Annotated in this window: 20 protein-coding genes and 1 tRNA gene; 10 read left to right on the top strand and 11 right to left on the bottom strand. The window is 67.4% G+C overall.

What is annotated here, in order from left to right:
• The first annotated feature begins 167 nt into the window (after nt 1-167).
• A complete protein-coding gene (locus B7D75_RS10830; protein ID WP_012075253.1) occupies nt 168-485 on the top strand; it encodes a hypothetical protein in 318 nt (105 codons plus the stop codon).
• A 12-nt stretch (nt 486-497) separates the two neighbouring features.
• Here B7D75_RS10830 and greB read toward each other — a convergent pair whose 3' ends face one another.
• Genes greB through B7D75_RS10845 form a run of 3 tightly spaced genes read right to left on the bottom strand, consistent with a single transcriptional unit; the run spans nt 498 to nt 4,240 of the window.
• On the bottom strand, nt 498-1,004 hold the full coding sequence (gene greB, locus B7D75_RS10835) for a transcription elongation factor GreB (RefSeq protein ID WP_012075254.1): 507 nt from the start codon (nt 1,002-1,004) through the stop codon (nt 498-500).
• Nucleotides 1,005-1,055: 51 nt separating this feature from the next.
• A complete protein-coding gene (locus B7D75_RS10840) occupies nt 1,056-3,548 on the bottom strand; it encodes an ABC transporter permease (protein WP_079976394.1) in 2,493 nt (830 codons plus the stop codon).
• Nucleotides 3,549-3,556: 8 nt separating this feature from the next.
• Entirely contained in the window at nt 3,557-4,240 is a 684-nt protein-coding gene (locus B7D75_RS10845; protein WP_107113997.1) for an ABC transporter ATP-binding protein, read from the bottom strand.
• A 10-nt stretch (nt 4,241-4,250) separates the two neighbouring features.
• Here B7D75_RS10845 and tesA point away from each other — a divergent pair, with 10 nt between their 5' ends.
• From tesA to B7D75_RS10860, 3 genes are all read left to right on the top strand, one after another.
• Nucleotides 4,251-4,856, top strand: coding sequence for an esterase TesA (tesA, locus tag B7D75_RS10850; RefSeq protein ID WP_012075257.1), 606 nt, complete (start codon nt 4,251-4,253; stop codon nt 4,854-4,856).
• 55 nt (nt 4,857-4,911) lie between these two features.
• Complete coding sequence (locus B7D75_RS10855) at nt 4,912-5,190, top strand: hypothetical protein (protein WP_003157086.1); 279 nt, start codon at nt 4,912-4,914, stop codon at nt 5,188-5,190.
• Between the two features lie 77 nt (nt 5,191-5,267).
• Nucleotides 5,268-6,239 (top strand): L,D-transpeptidase family protein, encoded by a 972-nt coding sequence (locus B7D75_RS10860; protein ID WP_107113998.1) that lies wholly within the window; start codon nt 5,268-5,270, stop codon nt 6,237-6,239.
• 121 nt (nt 6,240-6,360) lie between these two features.
• On the opposite strand, the gene oprI is transcribed toward B7D75_RS10860, so the two are convergent.
• On the bottom strand, nt 6,361-6,612 hold the full coding sequence (oprI, locus tag B7D75_RS10865; protein WP_003090944.1) for an outer membrane lipoprotei OprI: 252 nt from the start codon (nt 6,610-6,612) through the stop codon (nt 6,361-6,363).
• A gap of 411 nt (nt 6,613-7,023) precedes the next feature.
• Nucleotides 7,024-7,113: transfer RNA gene (locus B7D75_RS10870), tRNA-Ser, on the bottom strand.
• A gap of 155 nt (nt 7,114-7,268) precedes the next feature.
• Between B7D75_RS10870 and earP the strand changes: the two genes are divergently transcribed.
• Nucleotides 7,269-8,399 (top strand): elongation factor P maturation arginine rhamnosyltransferase EarP, encoded by a 1,131-nt coding sequence (gene earP, locus B7D75_RS10875; protein WP_107113999.1) that lies wholly within the window; start codon nt 7,269-7,271, stop codon nt 8,397-8,399.
• Nucleotides 8,400-8,441: 42 nt separating this feature from the next.
• On the top strand, nt 8,442-9,008 hold the full coding sequence (efp, locus tag B7D75_RS10880; protein WP_003090942.1) for an elongation factor P: 567 nt from the start codon (nt 8,442-8,444) through the stop codon (nt 9,006-9,008).
• 84 nt (nt 9,009-9,092) lie between these two features.
• On the opposite strand, the gene ohrR (B7D75_RS10885) is transcribed toward efp, so the two are convergent.
• The 3 genes from ohrR (B7D75_RS10885) to B7D75_RS10895 form a co-directional block, all read right to left on the bottom strand.
• Complete coding sequence (gene ohrR / locus B7D75_RS10885) at nt 9,093-9,521, bottom strand: organic hydroperoxide resistance protein OhrR (RefSeq protein WP_033997807.1); 429 nt, start codon at nt 9,519-9,521, stop codon at nt 9,093-9,095.
• A gap of 144 nt (nt 9,522-9,665) precedes the next feature.
• A complete protein-coding gene (gene ohrR / locus B7D75_RS10890; protein ID WP_033997809.1) occupies nt 9,666-10,121 on the bottom strand; it encodes a hydroperoxide stress response transcriptional regulator OhrR in 456 nt (151 codons plus the stop codon).
• A gap of 81 nt (nt 10,122-10,202) precedes the next feature.
• A complete protein-coding gene (locus B7D75_RS10895; RefSeq protein WP_107114000.1) occupies nt 10,203-11,159 on the bottom strand; it encodes a LysR family transcriptional regulator in 957 nt (318 codons plus the stop codon).
• 101 nt (nt 11,160-11,260) lie between these two features.
• On the opposite strand from B7D75_RS10895, the gene B7D75_RS10900 reads away from it, so the two are divergent.
• Nucleotides 11,261-12,010, top strand: coding sequence for a sulfite exporter TauE/SafE family protein (locus B7D75_RS10900; RefSeq protein WP_034078568.1), 750 nt, complete (start codon nt 11,261-11,263; stop codon nt 12,008-12,010).
• 1 nt (nt 12,011) lies between these two features.
• On the opposite strand, the gene B7D75_RS10905 is transcribed toward B7D75_RS10900, so the two are convergent.
• The gene (locus tag B7D75_RS10905; RefSeq protein WP_012075263.1) at nt 12,012-12,866 is read right to left on the bottom strand and encodes a LysR substrate-binding domain-containing protein; all 855 of its coding nucleotides are present in this window, start codon (nt 12,864-12,866) and stop codon (nt 12,012-12,014) included.
• 96 nt (nt 12,867-12,962) lie between these two features.
• On the opposite strand from B7D75_RS10905, the gene B7D75_RS10910 reads away from it, so the two are divergent.
• Nucleotides 12,963-13,196 carry a DUF1127 domain-containing protein gene (locus B7D75_RS10910; RefSeq protein ID WP_012075264.1) on the top strand — a complete coding sequence of 78 codons (234 nt, stop codon included), beginning with the start codon at nt 12,963-12,965 and terminating at the stop codon, nt 13,194-13,196.
• A gap of 82 nt (nt 13,197-13,278) precedes the next feature.
• A complete protein-coding gene (locus B7D75_RS10915; protein ID WP_012075265.1) occupies nt 13,279-14,487 on the top strand; it encodes a winged helix-turn-helix domain-containing protein in 1,209 nt (402 codons plus the stop codon).
• Between the two features lie 40 nt (nt 14,488-14,527).
• Here B7D75_RS10915 and B7D75_RS10920 read toward each other — a convergent pair whose 3' ends face one another.
• A complete protein-coding gene (locus B7D75_RS10920) occupies nt 14,528-15,874 on the bottom strand; it encodes a class II 3-deoxy-7-phosphoheptulonate synthase (protein WP_033997824.1) in 1,347 nt (448 codons plus the stop codon).
• A gap of 174 nt (nt 15,875-16,048) precedes the next feature.
• On the opposite strand from B7D75_RS10920, the gene B7D75_RS10925 reads away from it, so the two are divergent.
• Complete coding sequence (locus B7D75_RS10925; protein WP_012075267.1) at nt 16,049-16,798, top strand: spermidine synthase; 750 nt, start codon at nt 16,049-16,051, stop codon at nt 16,796-16,798.
• A 25-nt stretch (nt 16,799-16,823) separates the two neighbouring features.
• Here the strand turns inward: B7D75_RS10925 and B7D75_RS10930 are convergent, their stop codons facing one another.
• Nucleotides 16,824-17,615, bottom strand: a complete 792-nt coding sequence (locus tag B7D75_RS10930) for a crotonase/enoyl-CoA hydratase family protein (RefSeq protein ID WP_043102310.1) — start codon at nt 17,613-17,615, stop codon at nt 16,824-16,826.
• Nucleotides 17,616-17,679 lie beyond the last annotated feature (64 nt).

The raw sequence follows: 17,679 nt of genomic DNA on the forward strand, positions 1-17,679 counted from the left end.
CGCGTGATTCTTGACAGTCTCCGTGCGGCTTTTCTAGGATGCGCGTGCGCCGATTTAAACAGCAACTTGCGGGGCGCCCGGCACCAGCCGAAATACCGCTAAAGCGCTGGCTCGGTGTTGCCTCTCACCGCTGTCCAGCGGGACCGAAGAGGCGGAGACACGACGTCATGACCTGTCCCAGCACGCAACTGCGCCTGGCACCCATCACCACCGGCCTGGTCCGGCGCAACCCGAGGATTCTCCTCAGCGGCCCGCACCAGCCGACCCTCGTCCGTTACCTCGAAGGCTGGCCGAAGCGCTGGAACGGTTCGCGCACCTTCCTCATCCAGTTCGCCCGGGACGGCAGGGAACTGGCCCGCTTCCCCAGCGACGCGTTCGACTTCGCCGTGGTCCAGGCCCCCGAGGCGGAGGACCTGGGCCTGGTGGTCCGGCAACTGATCCGGGTCGCCCGCCAGGGCCTGATCACCCGCCGTCTGCTGCGCTGAGCGCGCGGCGCCTCAGGGCGCCGCTGGATAGTCGATCTCGACCACGAACCAGAGCTTCTCGCCGGCAGGGGTGCGCACCAGCACCTCGGCGTCCAGTTCCTTGCCGACCAGCGCGCGGGCGAGCGGCGAGTCGATGCTGATCTGGTTGTTGCGCAGGTCCAGTTCGTCCGGGCCGACGATACGGTAGCGAGCCTGTTCGCCGTCTTCGTCTTCCAGGGTCACCCAGGCGCCGAAGTAGACCCGGTTCGCATCGGCCGGTCGCTCGCCGACCACCTTGAGGTTTTCCAGACGCTTGCGCAGGAAGCGCACGCGACTGTCGATCTCGCGCAGCATCTTCTTGCCGTAGATGTATTCGGCGTTTTCCGAGCGATCGCCGAGGGCGGCGGCTTCGCTGACCGCCTGGGTCACCTGGGGCCGCCGCACGTGCCAGAGTTCGTGCAGCTCTGCGCGCAACCGCGCGGCGCCCTCCGGGGTGATCAGCGGGGTGCCGGCGGTGCGCGGTGGACGATAGCGACTCATGGTTCGGATGGTTCCACAAATGAACGGATGAAAGTCTCCCAGTGTATCCGATCAGCCCTCGCGCAGGACCCGCAGCGGGCTGCTGTTGAGGGCGCGTCGGGTGCCCAGCAGGCCGGCGCCGCCGACCAGCACGGCGCCTGCCAGAGGCAGCGCCAGCAACCAGGGATGTGGTTGCCACGGCAGGTCGAAGACCAATCGATAGAGCAGCAGGCTGACCACCTCGCAGCCGAGCGCCGCGAGCAGGCCGCTGACTGCGCCGAGCAGGGCGAATTCGACCCGCCGGGTGCGTTGCAGCAACTCGCGCTCGGCCCCCAGCGCGCGCAGCAGGGCGCCCTGGCGCACGCGTTCGTCGAGGGTCGCCTGGAGGCCGGCGAAGAGCACCACGAAGCCGGCGGCGAGGACGAACACCAGCACATATTCCACGGCCAGGGTGACTTGATCGAGGATGCTCCGCAGCTGGCTCAGCAGCGCATCCACCGGCAGCAGGGTGACGGTGGGGAAGGCGCGCGCCAGTTCGACCAGTTCGCGCTCCTGGCTGGCAGGCAGGTAGAAGCTGGTCAGGTAGGTCACCGGCAGATCGGCCAGGGTGCCGGGCTGGAAGACCATGAAGAAGTTCGGCTGGAAGTTGTCCCACTTCACCTGGCGCAGGCTCTGCACCTGGACCTCGCGGTTCTGTCCGGCGACGCTGAAGGTCAGGCGGTCGCCGACCTGGATGCGCAGGTTGGCGGCCAGCTTCTCTTCCACCGAGACGCCCGGCAACGCCCCCGGCTGCGCCGCACTCCACCAACTGCCGGCGGTGAGTGTGTTGCCCACGGGCAGATGCGCCGACCAGGTCAGGCCGAGGTCGCGTTGCAGGGCGCGCTCGCTGCGCACATCCTCGTCGAGGGCCTGGACCGGCTTGCCGTTCACCGCCACCAGGCGCCCGGGGACCATCGGAAACAGCGGCTCGGCGCCGGGCGAGAGCTTCTGCACGCGGCTTTCGAAGGCGTCCTTTTCCGCAGGCAGGATATTCAGCGCGAAATGGTTGGGCGCGTCGGCCGGCAACTGTGCCTGCCAGGTGTCCAGCAATTCGCCGCGGAGCAGGGCGATCAACGCCATGGCCAGCAGGATCAGGCCGAAGGCCAGGCTCTGTCCGGCGGCGGCCAGCGGGTGCCGCAGCAATTGGCCTAGCCCCAGGCGCCACGGCAGGCTGGCCCGCGCCAGCGCCCGGCGCAGGCCGTTCAGGCCGAGGAGCAGGAGGGCGCCGAGCGCCAGCGTGGCGACCAGGCCGCCGCCGAGCAGGGCGAGAGTCAGCTTCAGGTCGAGGCTCAGCCGCCACATGATCAGCCCTAGGGCGAGCAGGGCGCAGGCGTAGGCCGCCCAGGTGCGCATCGGCACCGGCAGGAGGTCGCTGCGCAGCACCCGCAGCGGCGGCACCCGGCCAAGAGCGGCCAGCGGCGGCAGGGCGAAGCCGGCCAGGGCCACCAGGCCGGTGGCGATCCCGGCGAAGGCGGGGAACAGGCCGCCGGCCGGAACGTCCGGCGGCAGCAGCGTGGCGAGCAGGCGGAACAGGCCGAGTTGCGCCAGCCAGCCGAGCAGGGCGCCGGTGACGCTGGCCAGCAGCCCCAGCAGCAACAATTGCAGCGCGTAGAGCGCCAGGGTTTCGCCGCGCGACAGGCCCAGGCAGCGCAGCAGCGCGCTGGCATCGTAGCGACGGGCGGCGAAACGGGCGGCGGACAGCGCCACGGCGACCCCGGCGAGCAGCACCGCGGCCAGGCTGGCCAGGTTCAAATAGCGCTCGGCGCGGCCGAGGGCGTCGCCGACCTGGCGGTTGCCGTCGCGGGCATCCTGCAGGCGCTGGTTGGCGGCGAGGCTGTCCCCGACCTGCTGGCGGTAGGCCTGGAGCGCTTCTGGTGGTCCTTCCCACAGGTCCCGGTAGCGCACCCGACTGCCCGGCTGGACCACCCCGGTGGCCTCGAGGTCGGCCAGGCTCATCATGGCGCGTGGCGTCAGGCTATAGAAGTCGCCGGCGCGGTCCGGCTCGTAGGTGAGGATGCGCGCGATGCGCAGCGGCTTGCGGCCGATCTCGATGTTGTCGCCGACTTTCAGGTCGAGGCTCACCAGCAAGCGCGATTCGACCCAGACTTCGCCGGCTTGCGGGCGTCCTCCGGCCTCTTCGGTGGCGAACGGCGCGGCGGTGCTCTTGAGTTCGCCACGCAGCGGATAGTTGTCACCGACCGCCTTGATGCTGCCGAGCTGGATGCCCTGATCGGTGGCTATCACGCTGGAGAATTCGACGCTGTCGGCATGGCGCAGGCCGAGGCGGGTGCCGCGCTGGATCTGCTCGGCAGAGGCTGGCTGGGTGCCGTTGAGCACCAGGTCGGCGCCAAGGAACTCTGCCGCGCGGGACAGCATGGCGCCATTCAGACGGGCGCTGAAATAGCCGATGGCGGTGCTCGAGGCGACGGCGATCAGCAGGGCGAAGAACAGCACGCGCAACTCGCCGCTGCGCGATTCGCGGAACAACTGGCGACTGGCGAGGCTGAGCAGGCGGGAGAGGGGCACCGGCTTCATCAGGGCTCGACCTGCTCGATCAGGCGCCCGCTTTCCAGGCGGATCAGGCGTCGGCAGCGATGCGCCAGGCGTTCGTCGTGGGTGACCAGGACCAGGGTGGTGCCGCGTTCGCGGTTGAGTTCGAAGAGCAGGTCGCTGATGCGCTCCCCGGTGGCGCTGTCGAGATTGCCGGTGGGTTCGTCGGCGAACAGCACGTCGGGCTCCGCTGCGAAGGCGCGGGCGATGGCGACCCGCTGCTGCTCGCCGCCGGAGAGCTGGCGCGGGTAGTGGCCGAGGCGTTGGCCGAGGCCGACCCGCTCGAGCAGTTCGCCGGCGCGCTGGCGGGCGTCCGCGCGGCCTTCCAGCTCCAGCGGCAGCATGACGTTCTCCAGGGCGTCGAGGCTGTCGAGCAACTGGAACGACTGGAATACGAAGCCGACGTGGGCAGCGCGGATGCGTGCGCGCTGGTCCTCGTCGAGCGCGCCGAGGGCGTGCCCGGCCAGCTGGACTTCGCCGCCACTGGGCTGGTCGAGGCCGGCGAGCAGGCCGAGCAGGGTCGACTTGCCGGAGCCGGAGCTGCCGACGATCGCCAGGCTGTCGCCGCGGGCGAGGTCGAGGGAGAGGTCGTGGAGGATGGTCAACTTGCCTTCCGCGCTACCGACAACCTTGCTAAGGTTCTGCGCGTTGAGAATGCTGGCGCTCATGGAGGTTCCGATGCGTGCATTGCTGTTGAGCGGCTGCCTGGCCCTGGTCCTGCTGACCCAGCAGGCCGCGGCGCAGACGCTGTTGGTCGTGGGCGATAGTATCAGCGCCGCTTTGGGACTGGATACCAGCCAGGGCTGGGTCGCCCTGCTGCAGAAGCGTCTGGCCGAGGAGGGTTACGACTACCGCGTGGTCAACGCCTCGATCAGTGGCGATACCTCCGCGGGCGGCCTGGCGCGCCTGCCGGCGCTGCTTGCCGAGGAAAAACCGGCGCTGGTGGTGATCGAACTGGGTGGCAACGACGGCCTGCGCGGGATGGCCCCGGCGCAATTGCAACAGAATCTTGCCGCCATGGCGCAGAAGGCCCGCGCGGAAGGGGCGAAGGTGCTGTTGCTGGGTATCCAGCTACCGCCGAACTACGGTCCCCGCTACATCGAGGCGTTTTCCAGGGTCTACGGCAGGGTCGCGGCGCAAGAGAAGACCGCCCTGGTGCCGTTCTTTCTCGAAGGGGTCGGCGGGGTCGAGGGGATGATGCAGGCCGACGGCATCCATCCGGCGCTCGCCGCCCAGCCCAGGCTTCTGGAAAATGTCTGGCCGACACTGAAACCGCTGCTTTGAGACTTCCCCGGGAAACCGCTTTCGGCTAAGGTTGCGCACCCCTCAGGAGCCCCCCATGCCGCGTCCCGCCTGGACCCTCTATGCCTATCGACTGATCGAGCCCGATGATCAGCTGGACCTGTTCGCCTGTCGCGAGGTCCGGGTGCATGTGGTGGCGCGCCAGTTGGAGCTGGACACCCCGGCGGACCGCACGCTCTGCGGCAAGCTGCTGCCGGCCCAGCCGCGCTGGCAGCCGCTGGAGCGCGGACGCCTGCGCGACCGCCTGCTGTGCCCCGACTGCCGGAAACAACTGGAAGCGGAAAAGCGCGGGGAGCGCCTGTCCTGGTTGGTCTGAGCCCTCCCGGTGAAACCTGGCGGGGTGTTACACTGTCTCTTCTACTCCTTCATCGCACTCGCCAAGGATTCTCCGGAATGTTGTCGCGCGTACCCGTCGTCTCACTGTCTCTCGCCGCGCTGCTTTCGGCCGGCTCCGCATCGGCCCTGGAACTGCTGCTCCCGCCTCCGGGCGAGGATGTCGTCGGCCAGGTCCAGGTGATCAAGGCCAAGTACGAGGACACCTTCGCCGATCTCGGCGAGCAGTATGACCTGGGCTACAGCGAGATGGTCGCCGCCAACCCCGGTGTCGATCCCTGGCTGCCGGGCGTCGGCACCGAAGTGATCATCCCGACCCGTTTCGTGCTGCCGCCGGGGCCGCGCGAGGGCGTGGTCATAAACCTGGCCGAGTACCGTCTCTATTACTACCCGAAAGGGCAGGACGTGGTGCACACCTACCCGCTGGGTATCGGCCGCGAGGGCTGGGGTTCGCCGATCGCCAACACCCGTATCACCGCCAAGACCAAGGACCCGGCCTGGTACCCGCCGGCGTCGATCCGCGCCGAGCACGCCGCCGACGGTGATCCGTTGCCGACCGTGGTGCCGCCGGGCCCCGACAATCCGCTGGGACCGTACAAGCTGACCCTGGGCGTGCCGGGCTACCTGATCCACGGCTCGAACAAGAAGTTCGGCATCGGCACCCGCACCAGCCACGGCTGCTTCCGCATGTACAACGCCGATGTGACCCACCTGTTCTCGATGATCAGCGTCGGCACCAGCGTGCGCATCATCAACGAGCCCTACAAGTTCGGCGTGAGCAACGGCAAGGTCTACCTGGAGGCGCACACGCCGCTGAACGACCATGGCGATCCGTCGGTGGTCGACAAGCACACCGCGGTGATCAACACCCTGCTCAAGCGCGACGACCTGGCCAAGCGTATCCAGCTCAACTGGGACGTGGTGCGCGAGGTGGTGGCGTCCGAGGATGGCGTGCCGGTGGAGATCGCCCAGGAGTCCGCGCCGGCGATGACCGCGACGATGGATAGCGATCCGACGCAACTGAGCCCCTGAGCGCAGTTGCGGAAGAACAACCCGCGTACCGCAAGGGCGCGGGTTTTTTCATGTCCGGACGAATCGCGGGCATAAAAAAACCGGCCCCGAGGGACCGGTTTTCAACAGGTCGCGAGACCTATTACTTGCGGCTGGCTTTTTCCAGCATGCGCAGGGCACGCTCGTTAGCCTCGTCAGCGGTCTGCTGAGCTTTCTGAGCGGCGCCCAGAGCTTCGTCAGCCTTGCGATAGGCTTCGTCAGCGCGAGCCTGAGCGCGAGCAGCCGCGTCTTCGGTAGCGGTCAGACGAGCTTCGGTTTCTTTGGAGTGGCTGCTGCAACCGGTGGCCAGAACAGCAGCCAGAGCCAGAGCAGAGAATTTCAGAACGTTGTTCATCGTGTTCCCCTTAAGGTGGACATTTCCATAACAGCAATCTCCCCAGCCGGGGAAATTAGCCGGCTACATACTACCCATTACTTGTAGTAAGTAAACTGACCAAGCGCAAGCCGAGCAACTTTTTTTTTAGCCTCCTCGACTTTAGCAGTAGTTGGAGAGTGTTTTGTTCAAAAAACATCCAGCGGGCAGGGCAAGTAAGGAATTTCCCGGACCTTCGGTGGAGTTGCTGCAAGGGGCGAGGGGCGAGGGCTGCCGGGTTGTCGAGAGTGTCTCGCGGAATGCCGGCTTATCGTTTTGGCGGGGAGTGGCAAGTAACAACTAAGTTGCCAGCATGTTGCCTGAAATGCCGTAAGTATTGGTGCGGAAATGAAAAAGGCCCGGCTAACTTGTTAGCCGGGCCTTCTTGCGATGTGGCGGTGAGGGAGGGATTCGAACCCTCGATACGGTTTCCCGTATACACACTTTCCAGGCGTGCTCCTTCAACCACTCGGACACCTCACCAGATTGCTCGACAGCGCTGTGTCTGTCGAGGCGCGCAATTTACTCGAACCTTTCCCGCTTGGCAAATATTTTTTTAACTTTTTCATCGGCTTAGGTCGTTGCCGGGCTGTCCGCGGGGCGCCTTGGTAGAATGCCGGTCACGAAAGGAGGGGCGGATGGCGAGCTGGGACATTTTCTGTAGCGTGGTCGACAACTATGGCGACATCGGCGTCACCTGGCGCCTGGCTCGCCAGTTGGCCGGGGAGCATGGCCAGGCGGTGCGCCTGTGGGTTGACGAGCCGCGCGCCTTCGTTCGTATCTGCCCGCAGGCGGACCCGGCGATACAGGTCCAGCGCCATGCCGGCGTGGAAGTGCGCGCCTGGAACAAGGCATGGACCCCGGTGGAGGCCGCCGACGTGGTGATCGAGGCCTTCGCCTGCGAATTGCCGGAAGCGCACCGGCAGGCGATGCGCGAGCGCGGGCGTCCTGCTCTCTGGCTGAACCTGGAGTACCTCAGCGCGGAAGAGTGGATCGGCGGTTGCCACGCGCTGCCTTCGCTGCAGCCATGCGGGCTGTCCAAGTACTTTTTCTTTCCGGGGTTTCGCGAGCCCAGCGGCGGGCTGTTGCGCGAGGCCGGCCTGCTGGAGCGCCGGCGCAGCTTCCAGGCCTCGGCGCGCGCGCAGGAGGCGTTCCTCGCCGCTCTCGGGGTGCGGCGCAAGGTCGGTGAGCGGCTGCTCTCGCTGTTCGCCTACGAGAACCCGGCGCTACGGTCCTGGCTCGACTCGTTGCGCCGCGCTCGCCAACCCAGCCTGCTGCTGGTGCCGGAGGGACGGGTGCTGGCCGATGTCGCCGGCTGGCTGCAACTGCCCGGGCTGGCCGTCGGCGAGGTTCACGTGCGCGACGCCCTGCGCGTCCAGGTATTGCCATTCATGGCCCAGGACGACTACGACCGCCTGCTCTGGTGTTGCGACCTGAACGCGGTGCGGGGCGAGGATTCCTTCGTCCGCGCGCAATGGGCGGGCCGCCCGATGGTCTGGCACATCTATCAGCAGGAAGAGGAGGCGCACCTGGCGAAGCTCGAGGCGTTTCTCGATCTCTATTGCGCCGCCCAGCCACCGGCGCTGGCGCAAAGCCTGCGCGCCTTCTGGCTGGCCTGGAACGTCGGTGGCGAACTTGGCGGACTCTGGGAAAGCCTGGAAGAGCGTCTGCCCGACTGGCGGCGGGAAGCGCAGCGCTGGGCGGACGAACAGGACGCGCGTCCGGATCTTGCGGCAAGGCTGGTGCATTTTTACGCAGATTGGCTATGATACGCGGCCTGATTTTTTGTCTTTCATCCATCGGATATTCGTATGAAAACCGCTCAAGAGTTCCGCGCCGGCCAGGTTGCCAACATCAATGGCGCTCCCTGGGTCATCCAGAAGGCCGAGTTCAACAAGTCCGGCCGTAACGCCGCCGTCGTCAAGATGAAGCTGAAGAACCTGCTCACCGGCGCCGGTACCGAGACCGTGTTCAAGGCCGACGACAAGCTGGAGCCGATCATCCTCGATCGCAAGGAAGTGACCTACTCCTACTTCGCCGACCCGCTGTACGTCTTCATGGACAGCGAGTTCAACCAGTACGAAATCGAGAAAGACGATCTGGAAGGCGTTCTGACCTTCATCGAAGATGGCATGACCGACATCTGCGAAGCCGTGTTCTACAACGACAAGGTGATCTCGGTAGAACTGCCGACCACCATCGTTCGCCAGATCGCCTACACCGAGCCGGCCGTCCGCGGCGACACCTCGGGCAAGGTGATGAAGACCGCGCGCCTGAACAATGGCGCGGAGCTGCAGGTTTCCGCGTTCTGCGAAATCGGCGACTCGATCGAGATCGATACCCGCACCGGCGAGTACAAGTCCCGCGTCAAGGCCTGATCCTTCCGCGCGACGAGAAAAAGCCCGGCATTCGCCGGGCTTTTTCGTTTCCGCCGTCCGCTGCGGCGCGGACTGGCAGGGACTTCAGACCGACACGTTCAGGCGTACGTCGATATTGCCGCGGGTGGCGTTGGAGTAGGGGCAGACCTGGTGGGCGGCGGCTACCAGCGCTTCGGCGGCTTCGCGCTCCAGGCCCGGCAGGCTGATGTCCAGTTCGACCTCCAGGCCGAAGCCGCCCGGAATCTGGCCGATGCCGACCTTGCCGGTTATCGAGGCGTCGGCGGGAAGGGCCTGCTTGCGCTGGCTGGCGACGAACTTCAGGGCCCCGATGAAGCAGGCGGAGTAGCCGGCGGCGAACAGTTGTTCCGGGTTGGTGGCCGCGCCGCCCTGGCCGCCCAGTTCGCGCGGAGTGCTGAGTTTCACGTCGAGTATGCCGTCCGAGGATACCGCTCGGCCGTCACGGCCTCCGGTGGCGGTTGCGGTTGCGGTGTAGAGAGCCTTGATGGTTTGCATGAGGGGTCACCTGTCTATGTTGTGCGTTAATTTCTTGCGCGCTAAGTAAGTGCGTGAGCATGAATTTAGCGATGAGTTATTTTGCGCGCAAGATAATATTTGGAAGATTTGGCGATAAGAGCCAGGCAGACAGGTATAAGCCCCTCAGTCCGGGGCTTGCAGGTTGCCGCGCAGGGCCAGCAGTTCGTCCTTGAGGGCGACCAACTGTGGCAAGTCGAGGCCGGTGCGCTCCAGGATGCAGGCGGGAATGCTCCCGGCCTGTCGCTGCAGGGCGCGGCCCTTGTCGGTCAGGTGCAGCAGGACTATGCGTTCGTCTTCGCTGCTGCGAGTGCGGGTAATCAGGCCCTCGCCCTCCAGGCGCTTGAGCAGGGGCGTGAGCGAGCCCGGGTCGGTAAGCATGCGTGCGCTGATTTCGCCCACGGTCAGGCCGTCGCGCTCCCACAGTACCAGCATGGCGATGTACTGCGGATAGGTGAGGCCGAGCGCTTGCAGCAGGGGCTTGTAGACCTTGGTCATCTGCAGCGAGGTGGAGTACAGGGCGAAGCACAGCTGGTTGTCCAGCTTGAGCTGCTCGCAAGGGGTGGTGGGCAGTCGGGACATGGCTGTCTTCCAGGTAAGGCGCTGTGCATGAATTTAGCGTAGTGGCTTTTGGCTTTCCAGGTTTCCCGCCGGCCGGTGTCTTCAGCGCTCGCCCAGGCACTGCTGCAGGGCCTGGTCCCAGGGCGGCGGAAAACCGAAGCGCTCACGGAGGAAGGCCAGAAGCAGGCGGGTTCGCGAACTGGCTTCGCGCTCCAGGCGCAGGGCATAGATGCAGGTTGGCTCGGCGGCGGGCAAGCCGTCGTCGCAGAACAGCGCTTGCAGTTCGCCGCGCAGCAGGTACTCGCTGCACAACCAGGTCGGCAGGTGGGCGATGCCGAGGCCGGCCAGCGCCGCGTCGACCATCGCTTCGGCGTTATTGGTGGCCAGCCGCGCCCGTTTCGGCCGCAGGTGCTGGAGCTTGCCGTCGTGCTGGAAGCGCCAGGCATAGGGTGGCGACAGGTTGTCCCAATCGATGCCGGCATGCTCCGGCAGTTCGCCTGGGGAGGCGGGAACGCCGTGTTCGCGCAGGTATTCCGGGCTGGCGCAGACCACCCGCACCATCGGCGCCAGCGAGGTGGCCACCAGGCGGCTGTCGGGTAGCGGGCCGGCGCGCAACACCAGGTCGACCTCGCCGAGGTGTTCGCCCTGCAGGTCGATGAAGCTGCCGATCAGGCGCAATTGCACGTCCAGGCCGGGGTTGGCCTTGAGGAAGTCGGCGACCGCCGGGGCCAGGTGGCGGCGGCCGAAGGGCACCGGCGCATCGATGCGGATCAGGCCCTGCGGCGCGGTGCTCAGCGACACCGCTTCGGCGCGGGCCAGGCGCAGTTCGGTGACGATCCGCCGCGCCCGATCGGCGAAGGCCAGGCCCGCCGGCGTGGCGCGCACGGCATGGGTGGTACGGACCAGCAGGGTACTGCCCAGCGCGCGTTCCAGGGCATCCATGCGGCGCGCCACGGCTGATGGGGTGAGCGGGTGCTTGCGCGCAGCGGCGGAGAAGCTGCCGCTGTCGAGCACGTCGAGGTAGAGGACGAACTGTTCGCTGAGGGTATCGGGCAACATGAAGAATGCCTTTGCGTATTGGGCATAGCCATTGTGCTTTCTTGCGCGTTTCCCATCCAGCCACGCCTGCCTAGCATGGAGGCTGGCGAAAGGAGGCTGGCATGCTGGATGTGGTTTTCGATTTTCTTCTGGGCATGGTGCTCGGTTGTCTGGGTGGACTCTTCGGCATCGGCGGCGGCCTGCTGGCGATCCCGGCGCTGGGCGTGATCTTCGGTCTCGACCAGCAACTGGCGCAGGGCACCGCGCTGGTGATGGTGGTGCCGAACGTGCTGCTGGCGCTGTGGCGCTACCACCAGCGCAACCGCATCGATCCGCGCCAGGCCGGGATCCTCGCCCTGACCGGGCTGCTTTGCGCGTTCCTGGCGTCCAGCGTGGCCGCGCGGATCGACGCGGCGCGGATGCGCGAAGCGTTCGTGGTCTTTCTCCTGGCGCTGGCCGGCTACATGTTCTGGCGCCTGTTCCGGCGTCCGCCGCAGGGCGCCGCGACGCCGCGCTACGGTCTGCCCTGGATGGGCGTGCTGGGCCTCGGCGCGGGCTCGCTCGGCGGTCTGTTCGGGGTCGGTGGCGGGGTGTTGGCGACGCCGGTGCTGACTTCGGTGTTCGGTCTCGCCCAGGTCGTCGCCCAGGGGCTGGCCCTGGCTCTGGCCGCGCCGAGCACGGCGGTGGCGCTGGGGACTTACGCCATGCACGGCCATGTCGACTGGCGGATGGGGATCCCCCTGGCGCTGGGCGGCCTGCTGAGCATTTCCTGGGGCGTGAGGCTGGCTCACGCCTTGCCCGAACGCGGCCTGCGCATGGCCTTCTGCGCCTTCCTCGCGTTGTGCGCGGTGCTCCTGCTGGTGCGCGGTTGAGTCAGAGGCGGAAGCCCTCGCCGATGTATTCGGCCAGCTTTTCGGTGACCGGCGACTGGCTGTGCGGGTTGCGCATCAGCATGATGCTGGCCGAGGGCAGGGCGGGCAGGCCCTCGCTTTCGTCGAGGATGCGCAGGTTGCCGGTCAGCAGACTGCGTAGCTGCACGGTCACCGCCAGGCCGGCGCTGACCACCGCGAACAGCGCCGACAGGCTCGGGCTGCTGTAGGCGATGCGGTAGTCCAGCTCGGCCGCTTCCAGGGCGTTGCAGGCCCAGGCGCGGCAGAAACAGGTGGTGTTGAACATGGCCAGGGGGATCGGCCGCTGGTGGTGGGGGCAGAAGCCCTCGGCGGCCATCCAGACGAAGGGTTCCTGGCGCAGCAGCTGGCCGATCTCGGTGCCGGGCTCGCGGGTGACGATGGACAGGTCGAGATCGTTGCGCGCCAGCAGGTTGAGCGAGGTGTCGCAGTGCACCTCGACCTGCACCAGCGGATAGGCTTCGGCGAAGCGCGAGAGGATCGCCGGGAGAAAGCGCATCACATAGTCGTCCGGCGTGCCGATCCGCACCGAGCCGACCATGTGTGGCTGGCGCAGGGTGTTGAACACCTCGCCGTGCAGTTTCAGGATCCGCCGGGCATAGCCGAGCAGCACCTGGCCTTCGGCGGTGAGGCGGGTCTGCCTTCCGTCGCGCTCGAACAGGGAGCGCTGCAGGACGTCTTCCTCGAGCCGTTTCATCTGCATGCTGACCGCCGACTGGGTGCGGTTCACCGCCTCCGCGGCGCGGGTGAAGCCGCCGTGCTCGGCGATGGCGACGAAGGTGCGGAGCAGTTCCGTATCGATGCCGGGCTGGTAGCTCATTCATCAATCTCCGAGATGCATTGCATAAGAATGATTCGTTGGATTGATCCTATGCCCGGCGGGAGACTGTGCCTATCCCGAACGGAGGGCAAGACGATGAAAGGTCAACAGGATTGTTTCGGCAATCACTTCCACGCTGTAACCCATCCCGCCTCGCCGGCTGCGCCGTCGTTGTGGCGCCGTTGGCGGCGCTGGCTGCAACTGGCCCGCGAGCGTCGGGAATTGCTGAGGCTGAGCGACGAGGCGCTGAAGGACCTGGGTCTGAGCCGGGCGGACATCTTCCGGGAAGGCGAGCGTCATTTCTGGGACGATCCGTTGCGTCGGCATTGAGCGAACCGCAGCGGCGCGCCGGGCTGGCGCGGTGGCGGAGGCGCGCTAGACTCGCGGTTTCCTTCTTCGACAGGGGCGCTCCATGAGTCTTTCGCTTTCCCTCGCCGAAGCCCGCCGCCTGGCCCTGGCGGCGCAGGGCTTCGACGGTCGGCGGACGCGCCGCAGCGTGCAGCGGCGCCACCTGCGCGAGATGCTCGCGCGCCTCGGTCTGCTGCAGATCGACTCGGTGAATGCGCTGGTGCGTTCGCACTACCTGCCGCTGTTCTCCCGTCTCGGTCCCTATTCGATGACGCTGCTCGACGAGGCGGCCTGGAGTGTTGGCCGTCACCGCCAGTTGTTCGAATACTGGGGCCATGAAGCCTCGCTGCTGCCGCTGGCACACTATCCATTGCTGCGCTGGCGGATGCGCCAGGCCGCCGACGGCCAGGGCATCTACCAGCAACTGGCGCGTTTCGGCCGGGAGCAGCAGCCACTGATCCGCCAGGTGTTGCAGGCGGTGCGCGAACAGGGCGCGCTGGGTGCCGGCAGCCTGAGCACGCGGCAGGAGCGGGCCGGTCCGTGGTGGGACTGGAGCGCGGAAAAACATGCGCTGGAATGGCTGTTCGCCGCGGGTGAGGTGACGGTGGCCGGGCGGCGCGGTTTCGAGCGGCTCTACGATCTGCCGGAACGGGTGTTCCCTGCGGAACTGCTGGCCCGCCCCGAACCGTCGGAAGACCACGCCCAGCGCGAACTGCTGCGCATGGCCGCCACGGCTCTCGGCGTGGCCACCGAAAAAGACCTGCGCGACTACTACCGGTTGAGCCCGGCGCAGAGTCGTGCGCGCCTCGCCGAACTGGTGGAGGCCGGCGAGCTTCTGCCGGTGAGGGTGGAAGGTTGGAGCCAGGCGGCCTATTCCCTCGGTGAGCCACGGGTACCGCGGCGGGTGCCTGCCAGCGCCCTGCTTTCGCCTTTCGATTCGCTGGTCTGGGAGCGCGCGCGGGCCGAGCGCCTGTTCGATTTCCGCTATCGCCTGGAGATCTACACGCCGAAGGAAAGGCGCGTGTACGGCTACTACGTCCTGCCGTTCCTGCACAACGGCCGCCTGGTCGGCCGTGTCGACCTGCGCGCCGAGCGGGCGCGCGAGCGCCTGGCGGTGCATGCGCTGCACGCCGAGGCCGGCGGGATGGACGATGCCGCGCTCCACGAACTGGCCGCGCAACTGCGCGACATGGCGGCCTGGCTGGGCCTGGCGACGGTGATGATCGAGGGGGGCGGAGAGCTGGCGTTGCGCTTGCGCGGGGTATTGCTCTAGAGAGAACTCCCGCCGGGCGGCGGGAGCGTGCGAGGTGCTGTCAGTGGCGCACCTGCTTGAGCGTCTCGGCGATGAGGAAGGCCAGCTCCAGCGACTGGTCGGCGTTCAGCCGCGGGTCGCAGTGGGTATGGTAGCGGTCGCTGAGGCCGTCCTCGGTGATCGGCCGCGAGCCGCCGATGCACTCGGTGACGTTCTGCCCGGTCATCTCGATATGGATGCCGCCGGCGTAGCTGCCCTCGGCCTGGTGCACCTCGAAGAACTGGCGGACTTCGGCGAGCACGCGGGCGAAGTCGCGGGTCTTGTAGCCGCTGGAGGCCTTGATGGTGTTGCCGTGCATCGGGTCGGAGCTCCACAGCACCTGGCGCCCCTCGCGCTGGATGGCCCGGATCAGGCGCGGCAGGTGGTCGCCGACCTTGTCGGCGCCCATCCGCACGATCAGGTTGAGGCGGCCGGGGTCGTTCTCCGGGTTGAGGATGTCGATCAGGCGGATCAGTTCCTCGTCGTCCATGCTCGGCCCTACCTTGACCCCGATCGGGTTGCCGACGCCGCGCAGCATCTCCACGTGGGCGCCGTCGAGCTGGCGGGTGCGGTCGCCGATCCAGAGCATGTGCGCGGAGCAGTCGTACCACTCGCCGGTCAGGCTGTCGCGGCGGGTCAGGGCTTCCTCGTAGCTCAGCAGGAGCGCTTCGTGGGCGGTGAAGAAGCTGGTTTCGCGTAGCTGCGGCGCGCTGTCCAGGCCGCAGGCGCGCATGAAGGCGAGGGTCTCGTCGATGCGGTCGGCCAGTTGCTGGTAGCGCTCGGCGAGCGCCGAGTTGGCGATGAAGTCGAGGTTCCAGCGGTGCACCTGGTGCAGGTCGGCGAAGCCGCCCTGGGCGAAGGCGCGCAACAGGTTGAGGCTGGCGGTGGACTGGTGGTAGGCCTGCAACAGGCGCTCCGGATCCGGCACGCGGCTCTTCTCGTCGAAGCCGATGCCGTTGACGATGTCGCCGCGATAGGCCGGCAGGGTCACGCCGTTCTGCGTCTCGTCGCCGGCGGAGCGCGGCTTGGCGAACTGGCCGGCCATGCGTCCGACCTTCACCACCGGGCAGCCGGCGGCGAAGGTCATCACCACGGCCATCTGCAGCAGGACCTTGAAGGTGTCGCGGATCTTCGCCGCGGAGAACTCGGCGAAGCTTTCCGCACAGTCGCCGCCCTGGAGCAGGAAGGCGCGCCCGGCGGTGACTTCGGCGAACTGTCGGCGCAGCTCGCGGGCCTCGCCGGCGAAGACCAGCGGCGGATAGCCGGCGAGGGTCTGTTCGACCCTGGCCAGGTGGGCGGCGTCGGGGTACTCGGGTTGTTGCTGGATTGGCTTGGCCCTCCAGCTGTCGGGGCTCCAGGACTGGCTCATCTGCGACTCTTGGCGATGCTCGGAAAAGCGGATTGCGGCATGGTAGAGCAGCCAGGCGCGGCGCCGCCAGCGATCATTGCGATAGCGGAAATCCATCGTCGGGCCGGCTTTGCTATGCTGCGGTGTTTTTGCCGGAGTGCCTGGCGATAGCCGGCGAAGCGGCGGGGGAGGTAGGTGGTGAGCGAAGAACGGCTGCTGGTCGAGGAGCAGGATGCATACGGGGTGATCCGGGTGATCGAGTCCGGCGACTACCGCTTCCTCGAGTTCGGTGATGGCGTCGAGCAGAGCTGCGTGTTCATGCCCGACCCGACCTGGCTGGAGTACGACTATACCCGCGCCATGCTGCTCGGCGCGCTCTGCCACCCACGACCACGGCGGGCGCTGTTCCTCGGTTTCGGCGCCGGCAGCCTGACCCAGGCCTGCCTGCGCCACCTGCCGCTGGAGGAGGCCGAAGCCATCGAGTTGCGTCCGGCCATCCCGCGCCTGGCCCGCGAGCATCTGGGGCTGGGCGCCGATCCGCGCCTGCGGCTGCGCATCGGCGATGCGCTGGAGGCGCTGGACGATTGCGCGGAGGCCGACCTGATCTTCCTCGACCTCTATACCGACACCGGGCCGTCGGCCGCGCACCTGGCCTGGAACTTCCTCGGCGCCTGCCAGGAGCGGCTCGCCGCGGATGGCTGGCTGGTGATCAACCAGTGGAGCGGCAACGACGGCAAGCCGCTCGGCGCGCCGCTGCTGCGCGGACGCTATCACCATCATTACTGGGAGTGTCCGGTGGCCGAGGGCAACGTGGTGATGCTGGTGCCGGCCAGCCTGGCCCTCGAACTCGACCAGGAGGCCCTGCAGGCGCGTGCCGCGGCCCTGGAGCCGCAGCTCGGCTACTCGTTGCAGGGCTATCTCGACAGCCTCCGCCCGGCCCAGTAGCCAGGGCGCGCGGACAAGGGCCCGGCTAGCGTCCTTCGAAGCGTCCCGGGCGGCGTTCCTGGAGCGCGCGCAGGCCTTCCTTGGCGTCCTCGCTGTCGAGCAGGCGCCTGGCGGCTTCCGGCAACGCAGCGGCGGCGACCGCTTCGCCTGCCAACAGGGCCTGGCGCGCCGAGCCGAGGGTGGCGCGCACGCCCAGCGGCGCCTGGGCCGCGACCCGTTCGGCGAGGGCGATGGCGTGGTCGAGGAGGTCTTCCGGGGCGGTGACTTCCTGCACCAGGCCGAGACGATAGGCTTCGTGGGCGTCGAATTCGTCGCCGGTGAGCAGCCAGCGCATGGCGTTGCCCCAGCCGGCGACCTGGTGCATGCGCAGCGTCGCGCCGCCGAACGGGAGGATCCCGCGCTGTACTTCCAGCTGGGCGAAACGCGCGGTGCTGGCGCAGAGATTGATGTCGGCGGCGAGCATCAGCTCGATGCCGATGGTGTAGCAATAGCCCTGCACCGCCAGCACCAGCGGTTTGGACAGGCGTCGGCCGCCGAAGGTACCCCAGGGGTCGACGGCGCCCTCGGGAAGCTTCCAGCCCTGGCGAAAGGTCTCGCCGACATTGGCCAGGTCGAGCCCGGCGGTGAAATGCTCGCCATGGGCGAAGAGCAGGGCGCAGCGCAACTGGTCGTCGGCCTCGTATTCGCCGAGGGCGGCGACCAGGTCGTCGAGCATCGGCAGGTCGAAGGCGTTGCGCTTGGCGACGCGGTCGAGGCCGAGCAGCAGCAGGTGGCCACGCCGTTCGCGGCTGATGCGTCCGGGGGAGGTGTCGTTCATGCGGCGATTTCCTGGCGGGGGCGGGCAACGTCGGTATAGACGTATGCAAACGGGATGTCCATTG

Origin of the sequence: Pseudomonas paraeruginosa, from assembly GCF_003025345.2 — a bacterium.
GTDB classification, from domain to species: Bacteria; Pseudomonadota; Gammaproteobacteria; order Pseudomonadales; family Pseudomonadaceae; genus Pseudomonas; species Pseudomonas paraeruginosa.

Excerpts from the sequence above, each read along its gene's own strand:
- B7D75_RS10915 (WP_012075265.1), top strand. The coding sequence starts at position 13,279 with ATGAGTCTTTCGCTTTCCCTCGCCGAAGCCCGCCGCCTGGCCCTGGCG.
- B7D75_RS10930 (WP_043102310.1), bottom strand. The coding sequence starts at position 17,615 with ATGAACGACACCTCCCCCGGACGCATCAGCCGCGAACGGCGTGGCCAC.
- B7D75_RS10910 (WP_012075264.1), top strand. The coding sequence starts at position 12,963 with ATGAAAGGTCAACAGGATTGTTTCGGCAATCACTTCCACGCTGTAACC.
- ohrR (WP_033997807.1), bottom strand. The coding sequence starts at position 9,521 with ATGCAAACCATCAAGGCTCTCTACACCGCAACCGCAACCGCCACCGGA.
- B7D75_RS10895 (WP_107114000.1), bottom strand. The coding sequence starts at position 11,159 with ATGTTGCCCGATACCCTCAGCGAACAGTTCGTCCTCTACCTCGACGTG.
- B7D75_RS10920 (WP_033997824.1), bottom strand. The coding sequence starts at position 15,874 with ATGAGCCAGTCCTGGAGCCCCGACAGCTGGAGGGCCAAGCCAATCCAG.
- B7D75_RS10900 (WP_034078568.1), top strand. The coding sequence starts at position 11,261 with ATGCTGGATGTGGTTTTCGATTTTCTTCTGGGCATGGTGCTCGGTTGT.
- efp (WP_003090942.1), top strand. The coding sequence starts at position 8,442 with ATGAAAACCGCTCAAGAGTTCCGCGCCGGCCAGGTTGCCAACATCAAT.
- B7D75_RS10830 (WP_012075253.1), top strand. The coding sequence starts at position 168 with ATGACCTGTCCCAGCACGCAACTGCGCCTGGCACCCATCACCACCGGC.
- tesA (WP_012075257.1), top strand. The coding sequence starts at position 4,251 with ATGCGTGCATTGCTGTTGAGCGGCTGCCTGGCCCTGGTCCTGCTGACC.
- B7D75_RS10905 (WP_012075263.1), bottom strand. The coding sequence starts at position 12,866 with ATGAGCTACCAGCCCGGCATCGATACGGAACTGCTCCGCACCTTCGTC.
- B7D75_RS10845 (WP_107113997.1), bottom strand. The coding sequence starts at position 4,240 with ATGAGCGCCAGCATTCTCAACGCGCAGAACCTTAGCAAGGTTGTCGGT.
- oprI (WP_003090944.1), bottom strand. The coding sequence starts at position 6,612 with ATGAACAACGTTCTGAAATTCTCTGCTCTGGCTCTGGCTGCTGTTCTG.
- B7D75_RS10860 (WP_107113998.1), top strand. The coding sequence starts at position 5,268 with ATGTTGTCGCGCGTACCCGTCGTCTCACTGTCTCTCGCCGCGCTGCTT.
- earP (WP_107113999.1), top strand. The coding sequence starts at position 7,269 with ATGGCGAGCTGGGACATTTTCTGTAGCGTGGTCGACAACTATGGCGAC.
- B7D75_RS10855 (WP_003157086.1), top strand. The coding sequence starts at position 4,912 with ATGCCGCGTCCCGCCTGGACCCTCTATGCCTATCGACTGATCGAGCCC.
- ohrR (WP_033997809.1), bottom strand. The coding sequence starts at position 10,121 with ATGTCCCGACTGCCCACCACCCCTTGCGAGCAGCTCAAGCTGGACAAC.
- greB (WP_012075254.1), bottom strand. The coding sequence starts at position 1,004 with ATGAGTCGCTATCGTCCACCGCGCACCGCCGGCACCCCGCTGATCACC.